Annotated in this window: 22 protein-coding genes, 1 pseudogene and 1 CRISPR repeat array; of the genes and pseudogenes, 3 read left to right on the plus strand and 20 right to left on the minus strand. The window is 42.7% G+C overall.

Annotated elements, in window-relative coordinates; translation table 11 throughout:
* Window positions 1-92: 92 nt before the first annotated feature.
* The 5 genes from SCRDD08_RS07660 to SCRDD08_RS07680 form a co-directional block, all read right to left on the minus strand.
* Window positions 93-1,031: a dihydroorotate dehydrogenase gene (locus SCRDD08_RS07660; RefSeq protein ID WP_061423108.1), complete on the minus strand. Its 939-nt coding sequence runs from the start codon at window positions 1,029-1,031 to the stop codon at window positions 93-95.
* Between the two features lie 12 nt (window positions 1,032-1,043).
* Window positions 1,044-1,850, minus strand: coding sequence for a dihydroorotate dehydrogenase electron transfer subunit (locus SCRDD08_RS07665; protein ID WP_061423281.1), 807 nt, complete (start codon window positions 1,848-1,850; stop codon window positions 1,044-1,046).
* A 213-nt stretch (window positions 1,851-2,063) separates the two neighbouring features.
* Window positions 2,064-3,035 carry a hypothetical protein gene (locus tag SCRDD08_RS07670; protein WP_061423109.1) on the minus strand — a complete coding sequence of 324 codons (972 nt, stop codon included), beginning with the start codon at window positions 3,033-3,035 and terminating at the stop codon, window positions 2,064-2,066.
* Window positions 3,036-3,062: 27 nt separating this feature from the next.
* Window positions 3,063-3,908: a hypothetical protein gene (locus SCRDD08_RS07675; RefSeq protein WP_061423110.1), complete on the minus strand. Its 846-nt coding sequence runs from the start codon at window positions 3,906-3,908 to the stop codon at window positions 3,063-3,065.
* A 145-nt stretch (window positions 3,909-4,053) separates the two neighbouring features.
* Window positions 4,054-4,869, minus strand: a complete 816-nt coding sequence (locus SCRDD08_RS07680) for a hypothetical protein (protein ID WP_061423111.1) — start codon at window positions 4,867-4,869, stop codon at window positions 4,054-4,056.
* 110 nt (window positions 4,870-4,979) lie between these two features.
* On the opposite strand from SCRDD08_RS07680, the gene SCRDD08_RS07685 reads away from it, so the two are divergent.
* The gene (locus SCRDD08_RS07685) at window positions 4,980-5,888 is read left to right on the plus strand and encodes a LysR family transcriptional regulator (protein ID WP_061423112.1); all 909 of its coding nucleotides are present in this window, start codon (window positions 4,980-4,982) and stop codon (window positions 5,886-5,888) included.
* Between the two features lie 120 nt (window positions 5,889-6,008).
* Here SCRDD08_RS07685 and csm6 read toward each other — a convergent pair whose 3' ends face one another.
* The 15 genes and pseudogenes from csm6 to rpiA all read right to left on the minus strand — a co-directional run bounded on the left by csm6 (window position 6,009) and on the right by rpiA (window position 21,230).
* Window positions 6,009-7,391 (minus strand): type III-A CRISPR-associated CARF protein Csm6, encoded by a 1,383-nt coding sequence (csm6, locus tag SCRDD08_RS07690; protein WP_061423113.1) that lies wholly within the window; start codon window positions 7,389-7,391, stop codon window positions 6,009-6,011.
* Window positions 7,388-8,535: pseudogene (gene csm5 / locus SCRDD08_RS07695) on the minus strand (type III-A CRISPR-associated RAMP protein Csm5). The gene csm6 and the pseudogene csm5 overlap by 4 nt, the downstream one beginning before the upstream one ends.
* Complete coding sequence (gene csm4, locus SCRDD08_RS07700; RefSeq protein WP_061423114.1) at window positions 8,532-9,440, minus strand: type III-A CRISPR-associated RAMP protein Csm4; 909 nt, start codon at window positions 9,438-9,440, stop codon at window positions 8,532-8,534. Before csm4 ends, csm5 begins: the two are co-directional and overlap by 4 nt.
* 11 nt (window positions 9,441-9,451) lie before the next feature.
* On the minus strand, window positions 9,452-10,177 hold the full coding sequence (csm3, locus tag SCRDD08_RS07705) for a type III-A CRISPR-associated RAMP protein Csm3 (protein WP_061423115.1): 726 nt from the start codon (window positions 10,175-10,177) through the stop codon (window positions 9,452-9,454).
* On the minus strand, window positions 10,174-10,563 hold the full coding sequence (gene csm2 / locus SCRDD08_RS07710; RefSeq protein WP_061423282.1) for a type III-A CRISPR-associated protein Csm2: 390 nt from the start codon (window positions 10,561-10,563) through the stop codon (window positions 10,174-10,176). Before csm2 ends, csm3 begins: the two co-directional genes overlap by 4 nt.
* Window positions 10,564-10,666: 103 nt before the next feature.
* Window positions 10,667-12,997: a type III-A CRISPR-associated protein Cas10/Csm1 gene (cas10, locus tag SCRDD08_RS07715; RefSeq protein ID WP_061423116.1), complete on the minus strand. Its 2,331-nt coding sequence runs from the start codon at window positions 12,995-12,997 to the stop codon at window positions 10,667-10,669.
* On the minus strand, window positions 12,978-13,712 hold the full coding sequence (gene cas6, locus SCRDD08_RS07720) for a CRISPR-associated endoribonuclease Cas6 (protein ID WP_061423117.1): 735 nt from the start codon (window positions 13,710-13,712) through the stop codon (window positions 12,978-12,980). Before cas6 ends, cas10 begins: the two co-directional genes overlap by 20 nt.
* 224 nt (window positions 13,713-13,936) lie before the next feature.
* A CRISPR array of direct repeats spans window positions 13,937-14,554; the repeat unit is 37 nt; unit sequence CTTTCCGTCCCCTCTCGAGGATTAGGGAGGTTCTATC.
* A 108-nt stretch (window positions 14,555-14,662) separates the two neighbouring features.
* On the minus strand, window positions 14,663-14,989 hold the full coding sequence (gene cas2, locus SCRDD08_RS07725) for a CRISPR-associated endonuclease Cas2 (protein ID WP_061423118.1): 327 nt from the start codon (window positions 14,987-14,989) through the stop codon (window positions 14,663-14,665).
* The gene (gene cas1, locus SCRDD08_RS07730; protein WP_061423119.1) at window positions 14,976-15,995 is read right to left on the minus strand and encodes a CRISPR-associated endonuclease Cas1; all 1,020 of its coding nucleotides are present in this window, start codon (window positions 15,993-15,995) and stop codon (window positions 14,976-14,978) included. Before cas1 ends, cas2 begins: the two co-directional genes overlap by 14 nt.
* Before the next feature lie 57 nt (window positions 15,996-16,052).
* On the minus strand, window positions 16,053-16,784 hold the full coding sequence (locus SCRDD08_RS07735; protein ID WP_061423120.1) for an NAD-dependent protein deacylase: 732 nt from the start codon (window positions 16,782-16,784) through the stop codon (window positions 16,053-16,055).
* Window positions 16,754-17,554, minus strand: coding sequence for a hypothetical protein (locus SCRDD08_RS07740; RefSeq protein ID WP_061423121.1), 801 nt, complete (start codon window positions 17,552-17,554; stop codon window positions 16,754-16,756). The genes SCRDD08_RS07735 and SCRDD08_RS07740 overlap by 31 nt, the downstream gene beginning before the upstream one ends.
* Window positions 17,555-17,556: 2 nt before the next feature.
* Window positions 17,557-18,264 (minus strand): purine-nucleoside phosphorylase, encoded by a 708-nt coding sequence (deoD, locus tag SCRDD08_RS07745; protein ID WP_061423283.1) that lies wholly within the window; start codon window positions 18,262-18,264, stop codon window positions 17,557-17,559.
* A 224-nt stretch (window positions 18,265-18,488) separates the two neighbouring features.
* Window positions 18,489-19,301 (minus strand): purine-nucleoside phosphorylase, encoded by an 813-nt coding sequence (locus SCRDD08_RS07750; protein ID WP_061423122.1) that lies wholly within the window; start codon window positions 19,299-19,301, stop codon window positions 18,489-18,491.
* Window positions 19,302-19,327: 26 nt separating this feature from the next.
* A complete protein-coding gene (locus SCRDD08_RS07755) occupies window positions 19,328-20,539 on the minus strand; it encodes a phosphopentomutase (RefSeq protein ID WP_061423123.1) in 1,212 nt (403 codons plus the stop codon).
* Between the two features lie 13 nt (window positions 20,540-20,552).
* Window positions 20,553-21,230: a ribose-5-phosphate isomerase RpiA gene (rpiA, locus tag SCRDD08_RS07760; protein ID WP_061423124.1), complete on the minus strand. Its 678-nt coding sequence runs from the start codon at window positions 21,228-21,230 to the stop codon at window positions 20,553-20,555.
* A gap of 229 nt (window positions 21,231-21,459) precedes the next feature.
* Between rpiA and SCRDD08_RS07765 the strand changes: the two genes are divergently transcribed.
* Both SCRDD08_RS07765 and mnmE read left to right on the plus strand, forming a co-directional pair.
* Window positions 21,460-22,074 (plus strand): CD20-like domain-containing protein, encoded by a 615-nt coding sequence (locus tag SCRDD08_RS07765; protein ID WP_061423125.1) that lies wholly within the window; start codon window positions 21,460-21,462, stop codon window positions 22,072-22,074.
* Window positions 22,075-22,293: 219 nt separating this feature from the next.
* A partial coding sequence (mnmE, locus tag SCRDD08_RS07770) for a tRNA uridine-5-carboxymethylaminomethyl(34) synthesis GTPase MnmE (protein ID WP_231089354.1) occupies window positions 22,294-23,575 on the plus strand: 1,282 nt, incomplete at its 3' end.

Genomic DNA, 23,575 nt, shown 5'->3' on the forward strand with positions numbered 1-23,575 from the left:
GTATGCGCCTTAGAGCCTCTCTGGACTTCTTTAAAGGTTTTGTCTTAAACATTCTATAATTTACTGGGAAGTTTGTCAAGAGAAAATCAAGCTTAAAGCAAATTTTCTCTGACTTCTTTTCTCAAGCTTTCTAAGCTTTCAATGCCGTATTTATCCATGACTTGCGGAAGCTTTTCTATAATGTTAGGACAGGCATACGGGTCGGTAAAATTCGCTGTTCCGACGCCGATAGCCGATGCACCAGCGATAAACATCTCCAGCGCTGCCTCTGCCGAGTCAACTCCCCCCATGCCGATGATTGGCAGTTTGGTAAACTGCGCGACCTGACGAATCAGCTTGAGCGCCACAGGAAAGACAGCTGGACCAGACATGCCTCCCGTTCCATTGGCAATGATTGGCCGCTTCGTTTTCAAGTCGAAACGCATTCCCACCAAGGTATTGATCATAGTCAGTCCGCTCGCGCCCGCATCTTCTGCCGCCTTGGCCACTTGGGTAATATCTGCTACGCTGGGGGTCAATTTGACATAGACTGGGACTTGGGAGGCAGCAACTGCTGCTTTTACCGCTTCATAGGCTAGATCAGGAACTTGCCCGATTAAAAGACCCGCATTGCCATGATCCACATTGGGGCAGGAAATATTGAGCTCAATCGCTTTGACATTGGGAGCTTGGGAAATTTTCTCAGATACATAAGCATATTCTTCATTGGAAAAACCAGCCACATTGGCAATAATTGGCAAATCTGGATAGTGCTGAGCCAGCCAAGGAAGTTTTTCAGCCAAAACGGCATCGACACCTGGATTTTGGAGTCCGATAGCATTGAGCATGCCAGCTGGCGTCTCAGCCACACGGGGCGTTGGATTGCCAAAGCGGGGATGTTGCGTCGTCGCCTTGATCATGATAGAGCCCAGTAGATCCAAATCATAGTATTTGGCATATTCTTGGCCAAAGCCAAAACAGCCTGAAGCTGGAATGATTGGATTTTTCAGCTCTAATCCTGGCAAAGAAATTTTCAAACGATTTTCAGTCATTTCCTTATCCTCCTAAAGCACAATGGTCCCAGTCTCAAAAACTGGACCGTCTTCGCAAACCCGCTTATTGACCGCCTCATCCTGACCTGCTACATGAACGACGCAGGCATAGCAGGCACCCATACCACAAGCCATCCGAGACTCCATTGATAGATAGGCATGGGGATGATCGTGAAATTTCCGATCCACATACTGGAGCATACCGGGCGCCCCACAAGAATAGACCGCTGCAAACTCTTCTGTCAGCTCATCGACAATGGTTGATACATAGCCTTTTCGTCCGTAACTGCCATCATCTGTAGTGATAAACAACTGACTACACTCACGAAATTCTTCTTCCAAAATAACCGCAGATTGATTGGCAAAACCTAATACTGCTGTAACGTGGGCACCCTTAGCATGCAGTTCTTTAGCCGTTTGCAAGAGAGGAGGCACACCGATACCACCACCAATAATCAAGACCTTGTCACCCTTTTCTACCGGAGACAAATCAAAGCCATTTCCCTGAGGCCCCATGACATCAAGATAGCTACCGACAGGAAGCTGAGAGAATAGGGCCGTCCCGCCACCTTCGACCCGATAAATAATCCGGCAGATTTGCCGCTCCCGATCAATCTCCGATATGGAAATCGGACGCCGCAGGACCTTGCTATCATCTGGCACTCGGATATGCAGGAATTGCCCAACCTGCATCTGACTCACCATCTGGCCTCTCAGGCGCATCGAAAAAATCTGAGGCGCAATTTCTACTTGCTCCAGCAGCTCCATCTGCTCCAGCATAATCTTGCCAAATCTCTTTTTGCAACTGTCACTAACCATGACAACCTCACTTTCTACAAGAAAAAACCTCGCCGCAGCAAGGTTTTGCAAAAAACGAGGCAGTCAAATTGCCCCTTATACCGTTTTTCCTACCTTGCAGCCTCACTGGACTTGATTAAAGGTTAAATTGTAAACATTATATCGTTAGAGATGAGGAATGTCAAGACAGAAAAAACATTAGAACTTTCAAATGTTCTATCAGGAATCACAGTCTTACCAGCTCTTATCAAATTCACTATTTGCATTTGCCAGATAAAAACTGCCATCTTCCTGCCGCTTGAAAATCAAGGTTACTGAATCATATTTTCGTTCTCTATTTCGAAAGTTTCTATAATTGGCCCGTAGTGATAAGGGGATATCGCTCATGCCACTTCCATAAATATTAAGTTCTGAAGGAAGTCCGAAACGCTCAACAACCTCTTGATATGTCATCCCGCCTTTTCCATATTGACTATCACCCACTGTCAATGTATCCATATCTTCTGGCTTCCACTTAAAGACAAATTCATCTTTTGTCGCTGAAGGATAGTTACTGTCATCTAAATATACTGCACTTTTACTTATCAAATAATAGTTCTTGCCATTCGAATCAGGGTCATAAAAAACCAAATTGATTTCCTGAGGATGTCCCGATGAGCCATATCTCGGAATATCTATAATTCTTGTCTTATAAGTTAGTGTCAATCCTTTTGTAGCAAAACTCACAGCTGAACCCTTACCATATTTCGTAATAACCTCTTCCAAAGTCGGATTATTTTCCCACTCACCAACTTTTGCTATTTTGAGTTCTACAAAATTATCCAATGTCCAATTAAAAGCAAACTTCTCTTCATCTTCCTCAACAATTTTCTTTTTCAGCTCCTTTTGTTCTTGGGTCAATTTTGATTCATCATCATCTTGCCGACTAGCTGAGCTGTCTCCACTAACTGACGAGGATTTATCGTCATATTTGTACTTCAATTCAGTTTTATTAGGAACCTGTTGCGATAAATAATAGAAGCCAAAGAACAAAGCAAAAGAGATTGCCAAACAAAGAAGGGTAAAAGCCAAGCTAATTCTTTTTTTCTCCTCCTTCATCGTCATCATTCTGAGCTCTTCTCGTTTTAGCTTTTGTTGACAATAAAGGTCTCTTTTGATCTCTCTAAACGAATGAAGATCACGTTTTTTCTTGCTACTTCTCCTCATTTTCCTCCTCTTTCTTATCGATTTAGTTTACTCACTTTCTTTAGACACCAAACGCCATCTACCATCTCCTTGCTTGTAGAATTCTAAATGAACTCTTTTCAATTGTTCTGGATTTTGCCAAGAATGCGGATTAACATAATCAACCCGCATCTTCAGTTGATTGTCGTCTCCAGAAATCGTCTGATATAGAGGTAAGCCGACTTTTAAAACAATCTCATCATATGGTGTACCTTTAGCTGTTCCTTCTCTAGCACCAATAACAAGACTATCGATGTATGCTTGCGTCCATAAAAAGGGTCTTTTAGGATTGTTATCCACCTGAATTTTATCACTTGAAAGGCTAAAATGGTATTTTGAAATGAGCTTATAGACACCATCAAATTCAGCAAAGGTTAAAGATACATAGCCCATACTACCATTTTTCGATTCCCAGATAAGGCGAATATGTTTTTGAACTTTATGATTTGGCAAAAAATCAATCCAGGCCCCACCTTGAACTGGTTTCCCAAATTCCTTTAAAACATCTTCCAAGACGGCTCCGCCCTTGTGTTTGTTTATGGGAAGCGCGACTGCCTTTTCAACTGTCCAAAGAAAGGGACCGTTTTTTTCTGGAGAAACGATAAGACTTTTAGCGAATTGTTCTGCTTCAGCTTTCTCATCTTCCAAACTATTTGATGACGAACTAATCTGGCTGGACGGAGTTGGCACCTGCTTAGCTTTGCTTTTTTCTGACAGAGAAAGTGTTAAAAAAACTGTTCCAATAATAGAAAATACAACAATAGCTACTACCATGAATGGCAAAAACTTGGACTTATAGGTTTGCTTTTCTAACTCAAAAGCAATATCTTCAAACGAATCTTCTTGTCTCTTCATCACTACTCCTTATCAGTCTAAAAATTCATCATATCACGAATAGATCGAGATTGCAAAATGTACTTCAGTCTGTTTATACAAAAGAAAGCACAAATTCCCCGTCTTTTCTGCTTGCTTTGTCTGCCTAAGGAGAACATCAACCTCCCTATCTTTCTCTTCTATCGATATGACTAGTAACTGTCGTCAACCGAAAGACGCCATCTTCTTGACGATGAAAGATTAAATGAACCCATTCATTATCATAGACTTGATCTGATGTTAAGTATTTGAGTTCCAAGCCAATATGCTGACTATCTGCCACATCCAAGTGAGAAATAACAACTTCTGATTCTTTAGGTAGACCAAATAATTGGACGATTTCTTCATAGGACATACCAGGATGGTCTGTGCTCTCGTCACCAACTTGTAAAGCAGCAATATCAGCCTTGGTCCAGAGATGGAGACTATCTCCCTGAGGCAAACTTGGATAAGCCTCATCAAGAATATTCGCTCTCTTACCAATGAGATGATAACCTGCTCCATCTTTTTCAAATGTCAACCTTAAATGACTATGACGGCCTTGAATAATCTCACTTGTATAGTTTAATTCAATATTTCCATTGCTCTCAGTATAAAAAAAGCTTGAAGCCTTGCCATGCTTTTCAAGGATTTGATCCAGAGAAGCTCCGTTTTGACCAGCAGCGGTATCCTTAATTTGCAGATTGAGGATTTCATCAGTTGTCCATGTAAAACGATGGTTTCCTCTCTCTAAAACTTTCTCTTCTAGCTTAAGCTCCTCTGGTGACTTTTGACGAACAGTTGAAGACACACTGCTTCGCTCAAGTCCCTCATAAGCAGACTTAATCCCCCACATGATCATCACCTTCCCAAGTGGAATCATTAAGCAAATTGTCAAAAATACTATAAAAATAGGAATCGGTCCAACTACTGAACGCTTTTTATAGTCAGCATCTTTGGCCATATCGCCCTCCTTATTTCCTTCATTTTAGCATAGGAAACTTTAGCAAGCAAACATTTGCTAAACTTCTGATTTATCAGGAAAAAATCCCCAGTTTGTGATAAAATAGACCTATGAGAATTCAACAGTTACACTATATTATCAAAATCGTCGAAACCGGCAGCATGAACGAAGCTGCCAAGCAGCTCTTCATCACCCAGCCCAGCCTGTCCAACGCGGTGCGGGATCTGGAAAACGAGATGGGCATTGAAATTTTTATCCGCAATCCCAAGGGCATTACCCTGACCAAGGACGGCATGGAGTTTCTGTCCTATGCCCGTCAGGTGGTCGAGCAGACCCAGCTCTTGGAGGAACGCTATAAAAACCCGGTAGCCAACCGCGAGCTCTTCAGCGTCTCCTCCCAGCACTATGCCTTTGTGGTCAATGCCTTTGTCTCCCTGCTCAAGAAAAGCGACATGGAAAAATACGAGCTCTTTCTGCGGGAGACCCGGACCTGGGAAATCATCGATGATGTCAAAAACTTCCGCAGCGAGATTGGCGTCCTCTTTCTCAACAGCTACAACCGCGATGTCCTGTCCAAGATGCTGGACGACAATCACCTGATTGCCACCCATCTTTTCACAGCCCAGCCCCATATCTTTGTCAGCAAGTCCAATCCGCTGGCCAAGAAAAAACTGGTCCAGCTGGCGGATTTGGAGAATTTCCCCTATCTCAGCTATGACCAAGGGACTCACAACTCCTTCTACTTTTCTGAGGAAATTCTCTCTCAGGAGCACCATAAGAAATCCATCGTAGTCAGCGACCGGGCAACGCTCTTTAATCTCTTGATCGGTCTGGACGGCTACACCATTGCCACCGGCATCCTCAACAGCAACCTCAATGGCGACAACATCGTCTCCATCCCTCTGGACATCGACGACCCGATCGAGCTGGTCTATATCCAGCACGAAAAAGCCAGCCTGTCCAAAATGGGAGAAAAATTTATCGAGTACCTGATTGAGGAAGTGCAGTTTGATAAGTAAAGCAAAACACCTAGAAGCAGGCAGCTTACTGCAGGATCTAGGTGTTTTTTTCTATTTTTGAAACTTGGCTTTCCTGTCAGGTCTATCAGGTAGGGGAAAGGGTTAGGGAAGGTTGCGAGTCTATTTAATACAGCTGATTAACTCTCGATTCTTTATATCATAATAATCAAAATATTTCTGATATAAAGAGGCATCTATATCAGAATATACGGCTATGACGAGCTCTCTCAATCCCTTCACCAATTCGTCCAATTCCTCTTGCTTCACTGAAATCTCAGCCAGTCCGTGAGCGACTTGATTTCGTCTACTATTTAAGTCTGACACTTTTTGACTGCTAGTGACTATCGCATTTCTTCCCTCTAAAAAGCCTACAAGGTGTCTAAATGAATGTATCATCAGTTTTTTATATTTTGTAAATTTTAGTTTTTTAAAACCTTGCTTTTTATATTCATCATTAATATATTTGCAAATCATATTAACTTCATCACTATCAAGTACTTCAAAATCTAGCTTGAAGCCGGTGGGTGTTTCTGTGATATACCTACTGTAATTTTTAAATAAATATTTTTCAATAACAAACTCCGCAAAAGATTTCGCCTTGACGAGCACATCGGTTACCTGACCTCTGCGGTTTAGAATATCAATCATCAGATAATAATTTAAAACTTTTTGAAACTCATCTGTGTCATCATATTGCAAACTATCATCATCTGCTATCTTTTTAAGAACTGTCTGTTTTTGGAATACACTGACCATATTCTCTAACAGCTTTTCCGAATTTCCCTCAGCTTTCACATCAGAAATGATATGGGGATTATCCTTCAAAATCTCTAGCGCTGCCTTGTATTCATACTTTAAAATGAAATCTTTATAGGTCCGCTGCAAAAGATTGCTTCTTAATTTTTCACCTGTTTCAATATGAGATCTGTCGTTATCTATCTTTTCATTATCCAAATTTTTATCCAGAAGTCTCTCAATAGCTTCCGATGAATAATAGGGTGCAGGCAAATTCATTCCGTCTGGGCTATCTACTCTATATAATTTTGTTTGGTAATTTTTGATAAAATTGATTGCGTACATAGCAGCCTGACATTGAGCGGTTCCACTCGTTACATTCAGTAGGTACTCCGTTTCCTCATCATTTTCAGCAGGCAATGTTTCTCTATCTAAAATTTTTGCAACTTCTTCATACATCCTATCAAATTTATAAACCTCATCTCCAATATCTATTACTTGGAAGTTTGGTTGGCTTTCATCAGGATAAAATTTCCGAATAGCCCTTTCAAGATTCCATTTCTTATTCTTCATTCCCTCACTCAAAAGAGCGATAATTCTATTTGGCATTTCTTTCCTAATTATATGAAGAACGGGTCCGTCATAAATATTATCTTTAGCATATTTTTCTACTTTTTCTAAAGAAATTTCTTGTCCAAAATCCATTCTTTCAGTAAATTTAACGCTCACTGGATCATACTGGCTGACAAATGTAATCAATGTTTTCATCTTGCATCTACCTCCGTAATTGTAAAGCAGCTTTTGCCCATTTCATAGAAATTATGATTGTTTTTAATCAATAGACTGCCCTCAAATCTTCCTTCTGGTGCCTTTGCTAACTTTAAAGCGCCTCGTTCAGACATTTTCTTGTGCCGTTTTTGAACTTCACCATCCGCCTGCCTAAACACTGTTTTGGTCCAAGCACCGCTGCCGCCACCCAGATATAGGGGATTGAGTTGATTGTCTTGAATAAAATGATTCGGGAAGTATTCTTCTTTCAGGAAGAAATCCTTATACCCTTCATAACGTTCTTCCTCTTCAAGCTGGTCATCTGTCACCCCAAAGTAGAATTTTTGCGCAGATTCTCCAAGTGAAGCAATGAGTTTCCCGGCTCTTCCACCCTTAAAAGCTGAAGCTGTAATGATTTCAAACTCTAGTTTGGTTGCAGGTTTCAGAGCTTCACGATAGATACTTAGTGAATGCGGCTTTATATCCTTACCTGGGGTAAAATCCCACTTTTGAACAAGAATTAAATCATTATTTGACAGAGGCTGACTGTCTGAAACCCGGATTTCATTAAAAATATCATCGTGGTGTTTGGGATCTTGTCCTCGCTTTTGTTGTCTCGGTCCCCAAGGGATTACATTTTTATTTTCAACGATTTTTCTTTTTTATCTTTCTTTTTAAAATCTTCTGAATGCCAGTGAGTATTCATCAAAATCGTGCGAATGGCTCCTTTAAGAGAACTGCCGGGAACATAAGGTCTGCCGTAACTGTCCCGCATAAATTGATGAACGCCATTGATTTCACCAGGATCTGTCGTCTCCTGATTTCGAGTCGCATGCTTTCCCTTAGGTTTTTCCAGTCCTGTTGCTTTCAGGCGGTAGCCTCCGAAATCATGATTGGCCAGACCATGCATTGCCAGAAAATCACTTATTCGATTGGTTTTATTATTGGGGTCAACTAAGAACTCTTGAAACTTTTCAGCAATCCCCCGCTCGATAAGCTCATTGTAAAGCAGAGTCATATCTGGAAAATAATATTCATCTCCTTCAAGGATATACTCACGGGCAGTACGAAGCTCCCCACTCCCGATATGCACTGGCCCCAAAGTCCAAAGAACTAATTTGAATTTTCTATATCTTGTCTTCATTTGGATTCCTCCAATATGTAGAATAAGGGTTTGGCATAATGCCAGACTGGATGAGGAAAATCAGCACTTGGTCTGACATCGCGGATTTGCCCTTTATAAGTCTTGGAAAAGGTTGATCCCGCTTTAAACGTATACAAATCCTGCTTGCGATAGTTAGATACCGTCACCTCACTAAAAGCAAAGCCACTCGCTTTTTTCAGTAAGTATCTCCCACCATCCATTGCATCTGCTAAATCATCATCTACCGGCAGAGAAGTAGTCAAAGCCATTACTTTTCCTGAATGACTAACGGTTAATTTTTTCAAAAAATCCAACGGCTGATTAATAGTTTTATCCAGAGTAAACCCACCGTAACCACTGCTGCGCTTGCCGCCAAGGCCAGTATACTGCAAACTCTCTAGTAATTTTTCTAATAATTCAGACTGATTGGCAATGAAATACAAACTGCTCTTGTCAAAGTGAACTGAAGCAACTTGATAAAGATTTCCATCCTGAAGGGGCTGATTTTTGGTGTTTACTGATTTTGTAACCAGCGACTCACCAGCAATACTTTTTCCAGCCAGAAAATAATCAAAATCTTCCAACTTGATAAAAGCTAATTTTTTAGCTTTTTTAGCTTCTTCCCGCTGTTTGATGATGTCCTCATTTTGTTTGATTTTATCCAATAATGGATAGCCGATAGGCTTGGGAAGATAAGGTGCGCTCATATAGGGGAAAGCATCCGTCAGCACAAAATCTTCCTTCTGAGACAAGCGCTCGAACTCATCTAAGACTCCCATCTTGATAGCTTCAAGCACAAGGGCAGAGTAAAGACGGGCCGCTGTGAAAGTGATGACCGAATCATCCAAATTGCCTTCACCAAAATGGGCAGAACTAAAGTCTAGTTTATAAAGTTGATAGGCCATAGCAGACCTCCTTACTTAGTTTCTGATTCTGGGACTTCGGCATCCTCTCCCTCATTATGCTCATCCTTAGTGTATGGTTTCAGGGCTTCTATAATCCTACTCTTGATTCCATCCTCCTTAGAGTCACTAAAGACAGTCTTAACCTCAAAGTTTTTAAACTTTACTTTACCATAGCCACGACTGCCAGAACCGCCTAAATAATCCCATTCCAACAAATCAAAACCAGCCTTAAGAATTTCCATATCCTCTTCGATCTCGTTTTGTTCCTTCTCCTGGATGGAATAGATAATCTCAAATTCAAACTCACTTTCACGGATGGCCCGCTCCATCTGTCTAGGCATTGCAACAGCTGTAATACGGTTGATGGTGTTTTCAAACTTAACTTCTGTATAAGTCGTCAACCCTTTTTTGTCCAGATCATCCTTGTTGCTCAAAAAAGAATCCCGAAAGACTAAGCGGCCAATCTTATAAGTTTCTGCATTCCCAAAGAGACGGCTAATAGCCGGACTATCTTCGCTTAAGTCTCTAGTTGTATTTTTATTATAGTCTGTTCGGTAGAGCAGGCTGCGCATTTTCCCCTTTAAAGTTGATCCAGGAATAAAGGGAAGATTCGTAAGGGGATCTTTGATAATGGGATTATTGGTAGCACCAATAGCCGCAAAGGCATTGCTGGTACCAATATGCAAGCCGCTTTCTAATTCAATAATTCCCGAAATTTTCACTTTTGAATAGGTCATTGATCTCTTCCTCCATTGAATTTAAAATATGCAATCAAAGCTTCCATATACCGACAGAAGCGCTGTAAACTTGGTATATCTTGAATTTCTTTCAATGCTTCTAACAAACCTGCTTTTTTGACAAAATCCTCTACAGCTGGTTCTCTTCCAGATTGGTAAACGAACTGAATCCTCAAATAAGAAATTTTTTCTCTCAGTTCCTCAATATCCTTTCTGGTTTTACTCTCGTCAAAAAGATTACTAGTCAAGGCTGCTAAATTACGAATTTGTGTACTGGTTAATTTGAATTTTATCTTGCCTTCATTTGGCCCTTCTTTGTATGTCCCTGAATTTTTCAAGCTATGAATGACCTGCTCTGCCTTGTCGACATAATCATCAGTCAAAATAGGCGGCTTAATTTTGAACCTTTGCGGCTTAGGTTCATTATTTTGATTGCTAAAATCATCTTGATTATAATTCTCTTGATTTCGTTTTCTACCATTATTTCTTTTATTCTGATTGTTTCCGTACGGCATCATCTTTTTGTTCCTTTCTAATCTCATAGAGATAGTAGATGAGGGCTAGTTCTGCTTCTCTCTGCGTCTTGCGGCTGCTCTTGTACCAATCCCAAAAAGCATTCTTAAACTCTCTGAAATGCTCCTTCTCTTCTTTGGAAGCTTCATCTTCCATACGCGCCAAGAGATAGGCCAAGCGGGCGACATTCATCTTTCTATCGTCTGCCGGTCCATGCCCCTTATACATTGCTTCGTCATTCAGCTGTAAAAGCTCTACCAAACGATAGAGAAAAGCGATACCGCGCTCCTTCTGACCAGAAAAATATCTCCGGATATCTTCCAATTTTCCTTTGTAAATCCCATCAATGAAATCATTAAACTTGAAAGTATACCGCTCATTAAAAACAGAAATACTGTCTTTGCCATTGTCCTTTGCAGCTTCCTCAAGCTGTCCGGCATCCAAGGCCATCAGATGAATGGGCGTTTTATCTGGATAGAGTCCAACACCTGCGGATAGGGTCAGTTTCCCATTTGTAAAGGCGATAAATTTCTGCCTGATCTCAACCGCAAACTTAATGACATCCTGCCAGCTGCCTATCGCAAAGACATCATCACCACCTGCATAGATAATCGTCAAGTTCTTATCTTCTGCAAATTGATTAATATGAAATTTGAAGAAAAGGCTCATCTGCTGAGAAAAGACCGCAGAGCGGGCCAAGGTATTATAACGGCCGCCATCCTGCTCAGAAAATCCAGCCATAAAAGCCGCACCTAGATTGTCCACATCCAAGCGCAGAACTGCCAGTCGTTTAATTCCCCTGTTTACATCTTCGTTGCCTTCGGTTTCTTTTTGGGACATACCTGCATATTCTTCAATGTTCGCTGCCTGTCGGTCTCCGATAAAGACATGGATAGCCGCATTATTAGCAGAAGGCTTGTTTTTCACATACAAGCGACCAGATACGGAGCTATTTTCTTCAACCACCGCCTGCAATACAGCACCCGGACCGATTGGAAGCCCCTTTTCTCCCTCTACAATCTGAAAATAATGGTAGTCTCTCCTCTCAGGATTTTCAGAGTCGTCAGAAGTATGAATCTTAGCAGCAAACCACCTGAGCTCACGACAGATAGGACAGAGGTTTTGTGCATCCTCATCACCTAATCGCAATTCCTCGATATCCCCCACCGCATGGCAAATCTCACACTCGCGTTCAGACTGTTTACCGCCCTTATTGAGCTCTTGCAGGGTAGCCGCATCGTAGCGAGAGATTTTCTTTTCGGAAATCATCCGACTGGTCTGCTGGTAAATCTCGCGGTAGTTTTTCAGATAATCTGCTGCCGAGTCCTTGCTAGGCTTCATCATCTGCTCTGCTGCAAAGGGAGCCCAGCCAAAGGCGACATAGAGACCTGTCTGGAAATGCTTGAGGAGGAAGGAATTAAATTCCGCTTCGAACTCTTTCAAAACCGCCTCTGTACCTGCTGTATTGGGCAAAATAAAGTAGGCATGCCCACCGCCGACATAGAGAGCATTGGCGCGTGACAGGGCCAGCTGCTCCAAGAGACTATCTACGATATGCTCGCTCATAAAGTCCAGATAGAGACTGCGAGCCTTAAGTTGTTTAGCAGCCCCTTTGCTGGCGATATTGTAAATGAAGTCCTGAATACCAGACAAATCAAAACTAGCTAGTAAGAAAGCAAATTCTGTATAGAGATTCGACGCATCATCCAGCAGAGAATCTTGACCTTGATTTTCCAGATAATCGAAAATCACAGTAGCAAAAGCAACTGTTAATCTACTATGCTCTGCCAGAGAAAGATCTCCCAGATCCTTGTCTCCAGGAAGTAGAGGTACTTTCGAGAACAAAATCCGCCAAAGATTGAAAAAGGATGGCAAGCTTTCTTCCTCTAAGGGAAGTTCTTGCAGTTTTTCAGTCAAAATATTCAGTAGTTCCTCATAGCAGTCTTGACTAATATCAACTGCTTCGTGGCTGGCAATATTGAGTTCACTATCATCTGTCAAAACTTCAAACTTCTGATAACGAGAACCCTTGTCCTCTTTGAAAGTATTAAAAATATCAGCAAGAGGTTTGAATCCATCCACCAAAACTTCTGGTATACCTGCATCCACCCCACTAGCGATACGACTTGCCAGAGAAATAATTTGTTCTGCTCTGCTATCTTCATACAAATCCAGCTGAGGAAGTTGTTCCTTTAACCATGCTTTTCCTACGTCTATATCATCAGACTGGCCAAGTGAGCGACTGACAATACGGCCAAGATTGTGAAACAAGGCACAGTAAATCAAATCAATCTTTTCTTTCTTCAATTCTCATCCCTCCCATCCCTAGGCTACACTTTGTGCCGACTCCGGCATACTCACCAAATCTTAGGAGCATCTGCGCATAAGCTTTTAGTGTGGATGCTCCCTTTATCTGAATCGTCACCCTGCCTTCAAAGGCGGGGTATTTTCGTCCATGAATTGGAAAATAATGACTTTTTAGATGATAGCTGGTGATTTGGCTATGGTCTGCTAAAAACTGTAGAGTCTCCTCTTCGATTTCCGCTCTTCCTTCCACCAGTCGACTGTATTTTTGCATCAAACTTTGAAAGATCAGACGCGTGTCTGGAAATAGCACAAACTGCCCCTGTCGCTTAAAGGTCGTTGGCGTATAAAAATGCACCCGTATCAGGTGGGAAGCATCATCATCTTGGTAAATATCCAGCAAGGTCTTCTGGGATAGGGAGTGGATTTCCACCTTTTTGACAAGGATTTTCTCAGCATAGCTCTCTAGCTTGATGGTTTCTAAGTTTAATAAAGGAGCTAGTATTTGCTGTTCCGCCTCTTCTGAAAGCAAATTGACAACCCATACCGACTCATCGCGCGTGGAGCTCAGATTCATCGAGTAGGGATTGGTCTCCTGCTCATGGAGAAAGGTCGCAAAGTCTGGCGAAATGCTTGCCATCAAAAAGCCCTGAAGCTTACTGATCAATTCTTCATCTTTTAGTCTTGTCTTTGATAGATGTAACTCTACTTTCCTCACACGGTCTCCTCTCTATACTGCAAAAGCGCCAGAAAAAAGGCGAAAGAATGTTTCACCGATTTCATGGCGCCCTTTAGAACGATTATTATTTACTCAGCTTATTATATCAATCTTTGAAAGCGTTGTCAATATTTTTTGAAGTATTTGAAAAAACGGGCTTAAGCAGTCAATATCCTTCTGTCTTGGCAAATCAAGAATCTGAGGGAAAGTAAAAAAGCCCCAGCCACCCTGTCCCCTCTCGAGGATTAGGGAGGTTCTATCTGAATGGCATAATCCGTATTATAAAAATGAAACTCTTTCCGTCCCCTCTCGAGGATTAGGGAGGTTCTATCCGATGCGAAATTTATCCGAGAAATGGAGCAGGCGAGCCTTTCCGTCCCCTCTCGAGGATTAGGGAGGTTCTATCAGAATACATCCAACTCAAAAACCGGTGAATTTACTTTCCGTCCCCTCTCGAGGATTAGGGAGGTTCTATCGTAAGAAACAGTTCCTGATAGATACCAACATTGGCTTTCCGTCCCCTCTCGAGGATTAGGGAGGTTCTATCAAAAACTATGTTAGACTTGTGAACAAGAAACGGCATCTTTCCGTCCCCTCTCGAGGATTAGGGAGGTTCTATCGAACGGCATCCATGACCGTTCCTCGAAAAGCATTTTTCTTTCCGTCCCCTCTCGAGGATTAGGGAGGTTCTATCAAACTACGTAAACCAGCATATAAAGGTGATATTGGTCTTTCCGTCCCCTCTCGAGGATTAGGGAGGTTCTATCACAATTTACAAATTATCGCAGTAGGCACACTTTTTTCACTTTCCGTCCCCTCTCGAGGATTAGGGAGGTTCTATCAGCATATCTTGTATAAAGCCTCAGAAGATCCACCACTACATCTTGTGTCCCCTAAAAACTAGTTAAACCCTAATCTCATTATACCATGCCTAGCCCAGAAATCAAAGCTTAAAAGAACAAAATATCGTCTATCAACTCCGCGCCATCATAAGGATTAAAAACAACCCTTTCTTCCTTGTGCCCCAGATAGATAATGATATTGTCCCCTTCTTCTGCCTGATAAAAGGCCCTCAGCTCCCTCACAAGGCAGTCAAAGTCCAGCTTATCAAGAGCCAGCTCAAAGCAGGAACGCTGAACCCTCACACCATAGCCTTCTAAAAGCTTTGATAGCTTCAAGCGTCGCTTATGGCTCACTATATCATAAATGACCAGACAAAATTTCGTTTTCTTTCTGGCAAACTCTTTTTCATCATCATCAAGATTAAAGAAGACCATCTTTCCCTCCTCCCGTATAGCTCGACACATACTCAGCTGGATCCAAGGCTTCAAAGCTCCGGATCAAGGATTTGATTTGCTGATCCGCCGCATATAGAAAAGTGTAGCGGTTCTTATCCAGCTCGACATAGTGATGAATCTCCAAGATCCTCTCCCTCATAGCTCGAGAAAAGATTTCGATCCCTTCAGGCGTCAAAAAGATACCGTCTTCCTTCTCAATGAAATGCTCCTCAAGAATTTCCTGACGATTGACCAGCCCCAGCACCGTATCGTCCACGATCACCGGCCGCCATTCCTCCATCAAATCACTCGCCAAGACAGCATGATGGTCGTGTGGCTGATGCATCACTCCAAAGCCTAAGCTCAGACCATTTTTGTGAATCAAGCCCATAAAGCAAGAATAAAGAATGGAGTAGCCAAAGTTTAGCAGGGTATTAAACTTGTCCAGAGCTGGCCTCCGACTTCGACCAGAAAAATGAAAACCATCAATGACCAGTAAGTTCAAGAGGTAAAAGTAAGATTTAGCCAATCTCCCTTCGATTCCCATAATTTCCGCGATACTTCTAGCTTGCTCCAGATTTACCAGCGCATCTCCAAAGCGTTTGAAATCCTCCTGGTCCAGCAAGTCATTTTCATCAAAAGCCTGAAGCAGATTGAGCTGATTTCCGATTTTGGCCGTAGCGATTTTACGAGCAATGCCCAAGCAAAAGTCCGAGTCAAAAGAAGCCCGAGCCTGACTACGCTGCTTTTCAAAATTTTCCTTCCTAAAGGAATCAAGGGAAAATAGAAACTCGCCCTTGCTCGAGAAATAGAACACAAAAATGTCCCTATTAGCCAAGGCTTTCAGTAGCTGAGTAGACAGCTGAGCATTACCAAATACCAAGATATTATCAATCAGATTAAAAGAAATTTCCTTCAAAAGGATCTGCTCCTCGTTTCTCACAAGCACACGCTGCTCCCTCACCGACAAGCTACAAGAGGAATTTTGAATATATAAATCAGCCATAAAAATCCTATTTTCATTTTCTAACCAAACTTTTCTAGCAAAAAAACATTTTTAGTTTTACTGCCTCAACTGCGCAAACACCTCCCCAATCTTGCCTTCGATGACGAGGTTAGCTTGCTTATCCTGTGGAATACTAGTCTTGTTGATAACGACCAGATGCTTGCCCGCAAAGTACTGGATGAGACTGGCTGCGGGATAGACCACCAAGGAAGTGCCCCCGATGATCAGCAGGTCGGCTTGATGAATGACTTGCGCAGCTTGCTGAAAAGTCTCCATATCCAAGGGCTCTTCATAGAGGGTCACTTCAGGCTTGATTATGCCACCGCAGTCAGGGCAGTAGGGCACCGTTCCAGACAGAGCTAAAAATGCCTCCAAATCATAAAATCGCTGACAGTTTAGACAGAAATTTCTATCCGCACTGCCGTGCAATTTGAGGACATTTTTTGATCCAGCCATTTCGTGCAGGCTGTCAATATTTTGCGTCACTACAGCCTTGAGCTTGCCGATCTTCTCCAGATGAGCCAGATAGGCGTGAGCCGCATTGGGTTTGGCATCTGGATAGAGCAGGTATTTCTTGTAAAAGTCGAAAAACTCCTGCGGATAGCGCTCAAACATGGTATGCGAAACTAGCTGCTCTGCTGTAAAATGCCGACCCAGCTTGACACTATAAATTCCATCCGAACTACGAAAGTCAGGGATATTAGACTCGGTCGAGACACCCGCCCCACCGAAAAAAACGATATTCTGACTTTGGTCAATCATGTCTTGCAACTGCTGTGTTTTATCCATTTTTCCTCTCCTGTCAATAAAGCTCTAACCAAGCGGTTTGCCTCATCAAAATAAAAATGTTCCCGATCGTAGACAATCCCTGTGAAGCGAGCCAAGTCCACCAAAATCTCCATAAAATGCTGGGAGGAAAAGCCTGTTGTCCGATATAATTCTGCCTCATCAAAGGGCTTAATCAGATGAGCCAGCGGATTTCGGACTGACTTCTCCAATTCCCGCAGCTGTCTGACCTCTTCCTTGACAGACTCCGGCAGATCCAAATGCAAAATCAACTCTGTCAGACTGGATGAATTGACCGTGCTTTCTGCATGAAAGGCTTGTAAGACAGCATAATCCGACTCCCGCATCCGTTCAAACTTCCAACGGTCATAGCTGGCTTCACGAGAATTATGGATAAAGTGCTCAATATCAGGAATTTCCAGCTTGATCAAGCGAATGAAAATCCGATAAATCGCCGGGCTAACCGCTCGAACGAAATCAATAATCTGCTCAATGCGCAGCTTGGCTTCCAAATCATAGAGATAGTTAGCCAGCTGCTCATCAGCCAAATCGGTATGACAAAAAAGCTGAAAACCACTTTGCATCTGCAAGGCAGTCTTCAACTCTTTATCCATGGCTGGCAGAATATTGAGCTCTCTGCGCTCTGCCAGAATATGCAACAATTTTGTCAAAACTGGTGAGCCGCTCATCAACTGTTGCGCCAGCTTATAGGCATAAGCATAGTCATAACGGGAAATCGCAAAGAGAATTTCTTCTTTTAAATCTAGATTCATGCTTAATCAATCAGGGTTTCCAGACCAGCCTTCATCATATCGGTGAAGGTATTTTGGCGTTCCTCTGCTGTCGTATCTTCGTCAGGATTGACCAAGCTATCAGAAATGGTCATGATAGCCAGGGCATCTACTTGGTGCTGGGCAGCCAGATAGTAAAGTGCCGCAGCTTCCATCTCAACAGCTTTCACGCCCCATTTGCCCAGCTCGATATTTTTCTCAAAATAGTTCGAATAGAAAACGTCTGATGACAAGACATTTCCGACATGGGTGGTCATACCGAGATCTTTGGCGATATGGTAGGCCTTGTCTAGCAAATCAAAGCTAGCGATTTGTGGAAAATCATACTGTGGCCAGTCATTGCGAATGATGTTTGAGTTGGTCGCAGCCGCTTGAGCTAGAACCAATTCACGGACATGAACATCCTCGTTTAACGAACCCGCAGTTCCCACACGGATCAATTTCTTCACACCGTAGTCAACAATCAACTCACGTGCATAAATCGAAATAGATGGCATTCCCATCCCAGTTCCCATGACAGAAACCCGCTGACCCTTGTAAGTACCAGTGTAACCAAACATGTTCCGCACTTCGTTAAAGCAAACAGCATCTTCAAGGAAATTCTCCGCAATAAACTTGGCACGAAGAGGATCCCCTGGAAGAAGAATTTTATCAGCAATTTCACCCTGCTTAGCAGCAATATGGATAGACATAATATAAGATACTAAGGGCTTAAAAGAGGCAAAGCAAAAATAGGAAATTGAACGAAGATGCGACTGCATCTAGGTAGATTTATCTTTTTTGCACCGCCTCTAGCCCGAGTTCAATTTAAACTCGGACGCCCATCCTTTCTGTGTTTATTTGAAAGATAGTTTTCCGCTCGTGTTCACATCTGAACACCTCGCTCTACCTTTCCTTTGTTTAATATTTTATTTTCTTACAATTCAGCAAGAATGGCTTTAAGTAGTCGTTTGAAATCACCTTTGACACGCTCTGTTACTTCAACCACTTCCTCATGGTTGAGTTCTTCTTGGAAACCGGCAGCATGATTGGTAATGCATGAAATTCCGAGAACTTTCAAGCCTGAATGGGCAGCCACGATCACTTCGGGAACAGTAGACATGCCAACTGCGTCTGCTCCGAGCGTCTTATAAGCACGGATTTCTGCTGGCGTTTCGTAAGTTGGACCGGTAACACCAATATAGACACCGTCATCCAGCTTAATGCCAAGCTTATCAGCGACTTGATGAGCAGTTGCACGATATTCTGGGGTGTAAGATTTAGACATATCAGGGAAACGTGGACCAAATTCATCCAAGTTTTCACCAATCAAAGGATTTTGACCAGTCATATTGATATGGTCAGTGATGGCCATCAGTGTACCAGGACCATAACCGATACCACCGGCAGCATTGGTAACAATAACACCTGTCGCACCAAGAGCTTTCATCACACGCACTGGGAAAGTAACGATTTCTAAAGGATTTCCTTCATAGAAATGGAAACGGCCTTGCAGCGCCAAGACTTTACGTCCTGCCAAGTCTCCATAGACTAATTTTCCAGCGTGGCCAACGACAGTTGAGCGACCCCAGTTTGGAATATCCGCATAGTCAAGACTAACGGCATTTTCGATTTCAGAAGCCAATTCTCCCAAACCAGAGCCCAAAATCAGCCCAAAATCAGGTTCTGCCATGCCTTTTTCTTTCAGAAAGGCTGCCGTTGCTTTGATTTTCTCAGATAATGTTGTCATAAAATATTTTCCTCACTCTCTTATGCTTATACCAATTTGTCCAAGAAGCTTTCACCGATCATAGCCTTGTCCACACCGAAGTTGTCAGCGATGGTTGCTGAAATGTCCGCAAAATGTCCGACAGGCAAGTGACCGTTCCCCTTGAGGGATTTACCAAAGACCAAGAGAGGAATGTACTCACGAGTGTGGTCTGTTCCAGCATAGGTCGGATCATTTCCATGGTCAGCAGTAATCATGAGCAAGTCGTCCTCCCGCATGTTCTCAATGATTTCTGGCAAGCGAGCGTCAAATTCCTGCAGACAATCACGATAGCCATGCGGATCACGACGGTGACCATAAAGAGCATCGAAGTCTACCAAGTTGGTAAATGAGAAGCCATACTTGAAGTCCTCAGACTGGATAGCCTTAACCAAATTGTCTACACCATGATTATTGGACTGGTTGTGGCCCATGTCGTGGTTGATACCAGCACCGTTGAAGATATCGTTAATCTTACCAACAGAATAAGTATCAATACCCGCTTCATTGAGTTTGTCCAAAACAGTTGGCTCAAATGGAGAGACTGCATAGTCATGACGATTGGCTGTACGAGTGAAGTTGCCTGGCTCCCCCACATAAGGGCGAGCGATGATACGGCCTAGAAGTGCAGGGCGTTCCAAGGTGATAGAGCGAGCGTATTCGCAGATACGATAGAGCTCATCTAAAGGAATAATCTCCTCATGAGCTGCGATTTGAAGCACTGGATCTGCAGAAGTATAGATAATCAATTCGCCAGTTTCCATCTGACGAGGCCCGAAGTCGTCAATAACTGCCGTGCCAGAATAAGGTTTGTTCGCCTCACGAATAACTTTACGTCCAGAAAATTCTTCAATTTTAGTCAAGATTTCCTCTGGGAAGCCGTTCCAGAAAGTATCAAAAGGCTCAGTAATGTTCAGACCCATGATTTCCCAGTGGCCTGTCATGGTATCTTTACCTAAAGAAACTTCTTCTAATTTAGTATAGTAACCACTTGGATTTTCCTCAGCTGGTACAGTTTTCAGCGCTTGCTCACGCTCGATATTGCCCAAGCCTAGCTTAGCCATATTTGGCACATCTAGACCGACTGCTTTAGAAATATGTCCCAGCGTATCGGAAGCTCCATCTGGCACCCCTGCATTAACAAAATTGTTAGCATCTGGTGCTGCCCCAATGCCGACTGAGTCCATAACGACTAAGTGAATACGATTAAATTTTGACATGAAAACCTCTTTTCTAGTTATTTGCTTCTAAAATGTTTACGCCACCTTGACCAGCGACGATCACCTTGTTGACCATTTGGGTGAAAAGGCCGTGCTCAACAACGCCCACGATATGATCTAATTCTCGGCCAAATTCGACTGGATTTTCGATTACACCTAAATCTAGATCAATAATGAAGTTCTGCATATCCGTGATAAAACGTTGGCCATTTTTTTCACGGAAACTTGGCTTGTAGCCTGCCTTAGCAAAGCGACGGAAAACTTGCTCCGCACCATACTGCACTACTTCGACTGGCAACTTAAAAGCACCTAGCTTTTGAACCAATTTGCTTTCATCAACCACCCAGATGTAGTCCTTGGTAGGTGTCGCGACAACTTTCTCCATCAGCAGGGCTCCGCCTCCGCCTTTGATGCCGTTGAACTGAGGATCCACTTCATCAGCTCCATCAACGGTCACATCGACCTGATCCACTTCATCGATGGATTTCAGCGGAATGCCCAAGCCTTCTGCTTGCTTGCTAGTAACGCTAGAGGTGGTGACTGCAGTAATCTGCAAGCCTTCCTCTTTGATACGTCGACCAATTTCCTCGACAAAATAGTAAGCAGTCGAACCTGTTCCCAGACCGACCACCATCCCGTCTTCGACAAATTCAGCAGCCTTGATGCCTGCTAGTTTCTTTAGAGTTTCCATAGCACCTCCTCAAATCAACTATGTTTAGTATATCACAATTCTTTGAAATTTGAAAGTGTTTTCAGCTTTTTAAACGGTTCTTCACGATTTAACAGTGCTTCATTTTACGAAAATCTCCTCAAAATCTTGCTCCTAGTTCTATTTTACGCTACAATGAAGATAGGCAAATTACTAAAAGAAATACATATTTCAAGTAGTAAGCTACAGAAAATCTGAGGAGGCTGTTATAATGCAACAAGAAAATAAAGTTTTAGGTATTTTAGCTATTGTCTTTGGAGCAATCGCTTTACTTGGCTCCTGGATACCAATCATCAATTATCTATCTTTTTTTATCGGTACTATTGCTCTTATCCTTGCTATTATCGGTCTCATTATTAACCAAAAGAAACAGAAAACTTTGGCTATAATTGGCTCTGTCATTTCCTTTTTCTCCTTAATCATCGCACTTGTCACTCTATCATTCTATTCCCGTATGTTCAATGAAATGGGAAAAAGGTTTGATACTCTTTCGAGTTCTTATCGTTCCTATATTGATTCGTCAGAAAGAGAAGAAGAAAAGGAAAAAGAAGAAAATACGAAGTCTACATGGACAAAAGCAGAATTTGATGCACTCAAAGAGGGCGATATTTTGAAAAGAGGTGCAGGCGGAACAAAATACGACGACGTCATTCGCGACCACGGCACACCAACTGACGAAACTACTTCTACTGTCAGCGGCTCTGAATTAAAAACCATCACCTACTTACCAGTAGGAAGCAAATATCAAGCCGTTATCCTAACTTTTTCAAAAAACGAAGACGGTTCTTTCCTACTGACTAGCAAGATAGGAACAGGTTTAGAGTAAAATAAATATCCTACCCGACAGCTGTTTATCTTCTACCAATATTTGAAAGAACTCTAGCCGTCAGTCGCATTTTACTAAGACACAAAGATTTAACTATCACTTTCCTATTATACCTATTAATTAATGCAAAACAAGGACAAAATGATGCACAAATCTCAAAAACTTTTTGGATGAATTTGGGACAGATGTTTGCAAAATAGATTTTCAGAAAGGATATACATGATAACACGAGAATTTGATACCATCGCTGCGATTTCGACCCCTCTTGGCGAAGGAGCCATCGGTATCGTCAGACTAAGCGGGACGGACAGCTTTGCTATTGCCCAAAAAATCTTTAAAGGCAAGGATCTAAGCAAAGTGGCCAGCCACACACTTAACTACGGCCATATCGTTGACCCTCAAAATCAGGAGATTCTGGATGAGGTCATGGTCGGGGCCATGCGTTCTCCCAAGACTTTCACCCGTGAAGATATCATCGAGATCAACACCCACGGCGGAATTGCGGTCACCAATGAAATCCTGCAGCTGGCTATCCGCGAGGGGGCTAGACTGGCAGAGCCTGGCGAGTTTACCAAGCGGGCCTTTCTCAATGGGCGCGTGGATTTGACTCAGGCTGAGGCTGTCATGGATATCATCCGGGCCAAGACAGATAAAGCTATGAACAATGCTGTCAAGCAGCTGGACGGCTCTCTTTCTGACCTTATCAACAGCACCCGTCAGGAAATCCTCAATACACTGGCTCAGGTCGAGGTCAACATCGACTATCCTGAGTACGACGATGTTGAGGAAGCAACTACGGAAATCATTCGTGAAAAAACACTTGAATTTGAGCAACTTCTGACCCATCTTCTCAAAACTGCTCGACGCGGCAAGATTCTGCGAGAAGGTATTTCTACCGCTATCATCGGTCGACCTAATGTTGGCAAATCCAGCCTGCTTAACAACCTTCTGCGCGAGGACAAGGCTATTGTGACCGATATCGAGGGAACCACTCGTGATGTGATCGAGGAGTATGTCAATATTAACGGCGTACCACTCAAGCTCATCGATACCGCAGGGATTCGGGAAACGGATGATCTTGTGGAGCAGATTGGCGTTGAGCGCTCTAAAAAAGCCTTACAGGAAGCTGATTTGGTTCTCTTGGTTCTCAATGCCAGCGAGCAACTAACTGACCAAGACAAACAATTACTTGAAATCAGCCAAGACAGCAATCGCATCGTCCTACTTAACAAAACTGACCTTGAAGAGAAGATTGAACTAGACCAGCTGCCGACTGATGCAATCAATATTTCCGTCCTCCACAACCAAAATATTGATAAAATCGAGGATCGCATCAATCAGCTCTTCTTTGAGAATGCTGGAATTGTCGAGCAAGACGCCACCTATCTGTCCAATGCCCGTCATATCTCTCTCATCGAAAAGGCTGTCGAAAGCCTGCAAGCCGTCAATCAGGGACTGGAACTAGGCATGCCTGTAGATCTCCTCCAAGTCGATCTGACCC

Origin of the sequence: Streptococcus cristatus (genome assembly GCF_001578775.1) — a bacterium.
Lineage (GTDB): Bacteria > Bacillota > Bacilli > Lactobacillales > Streptococcaceae > Streptococcus > Streptococcus cristatus_A.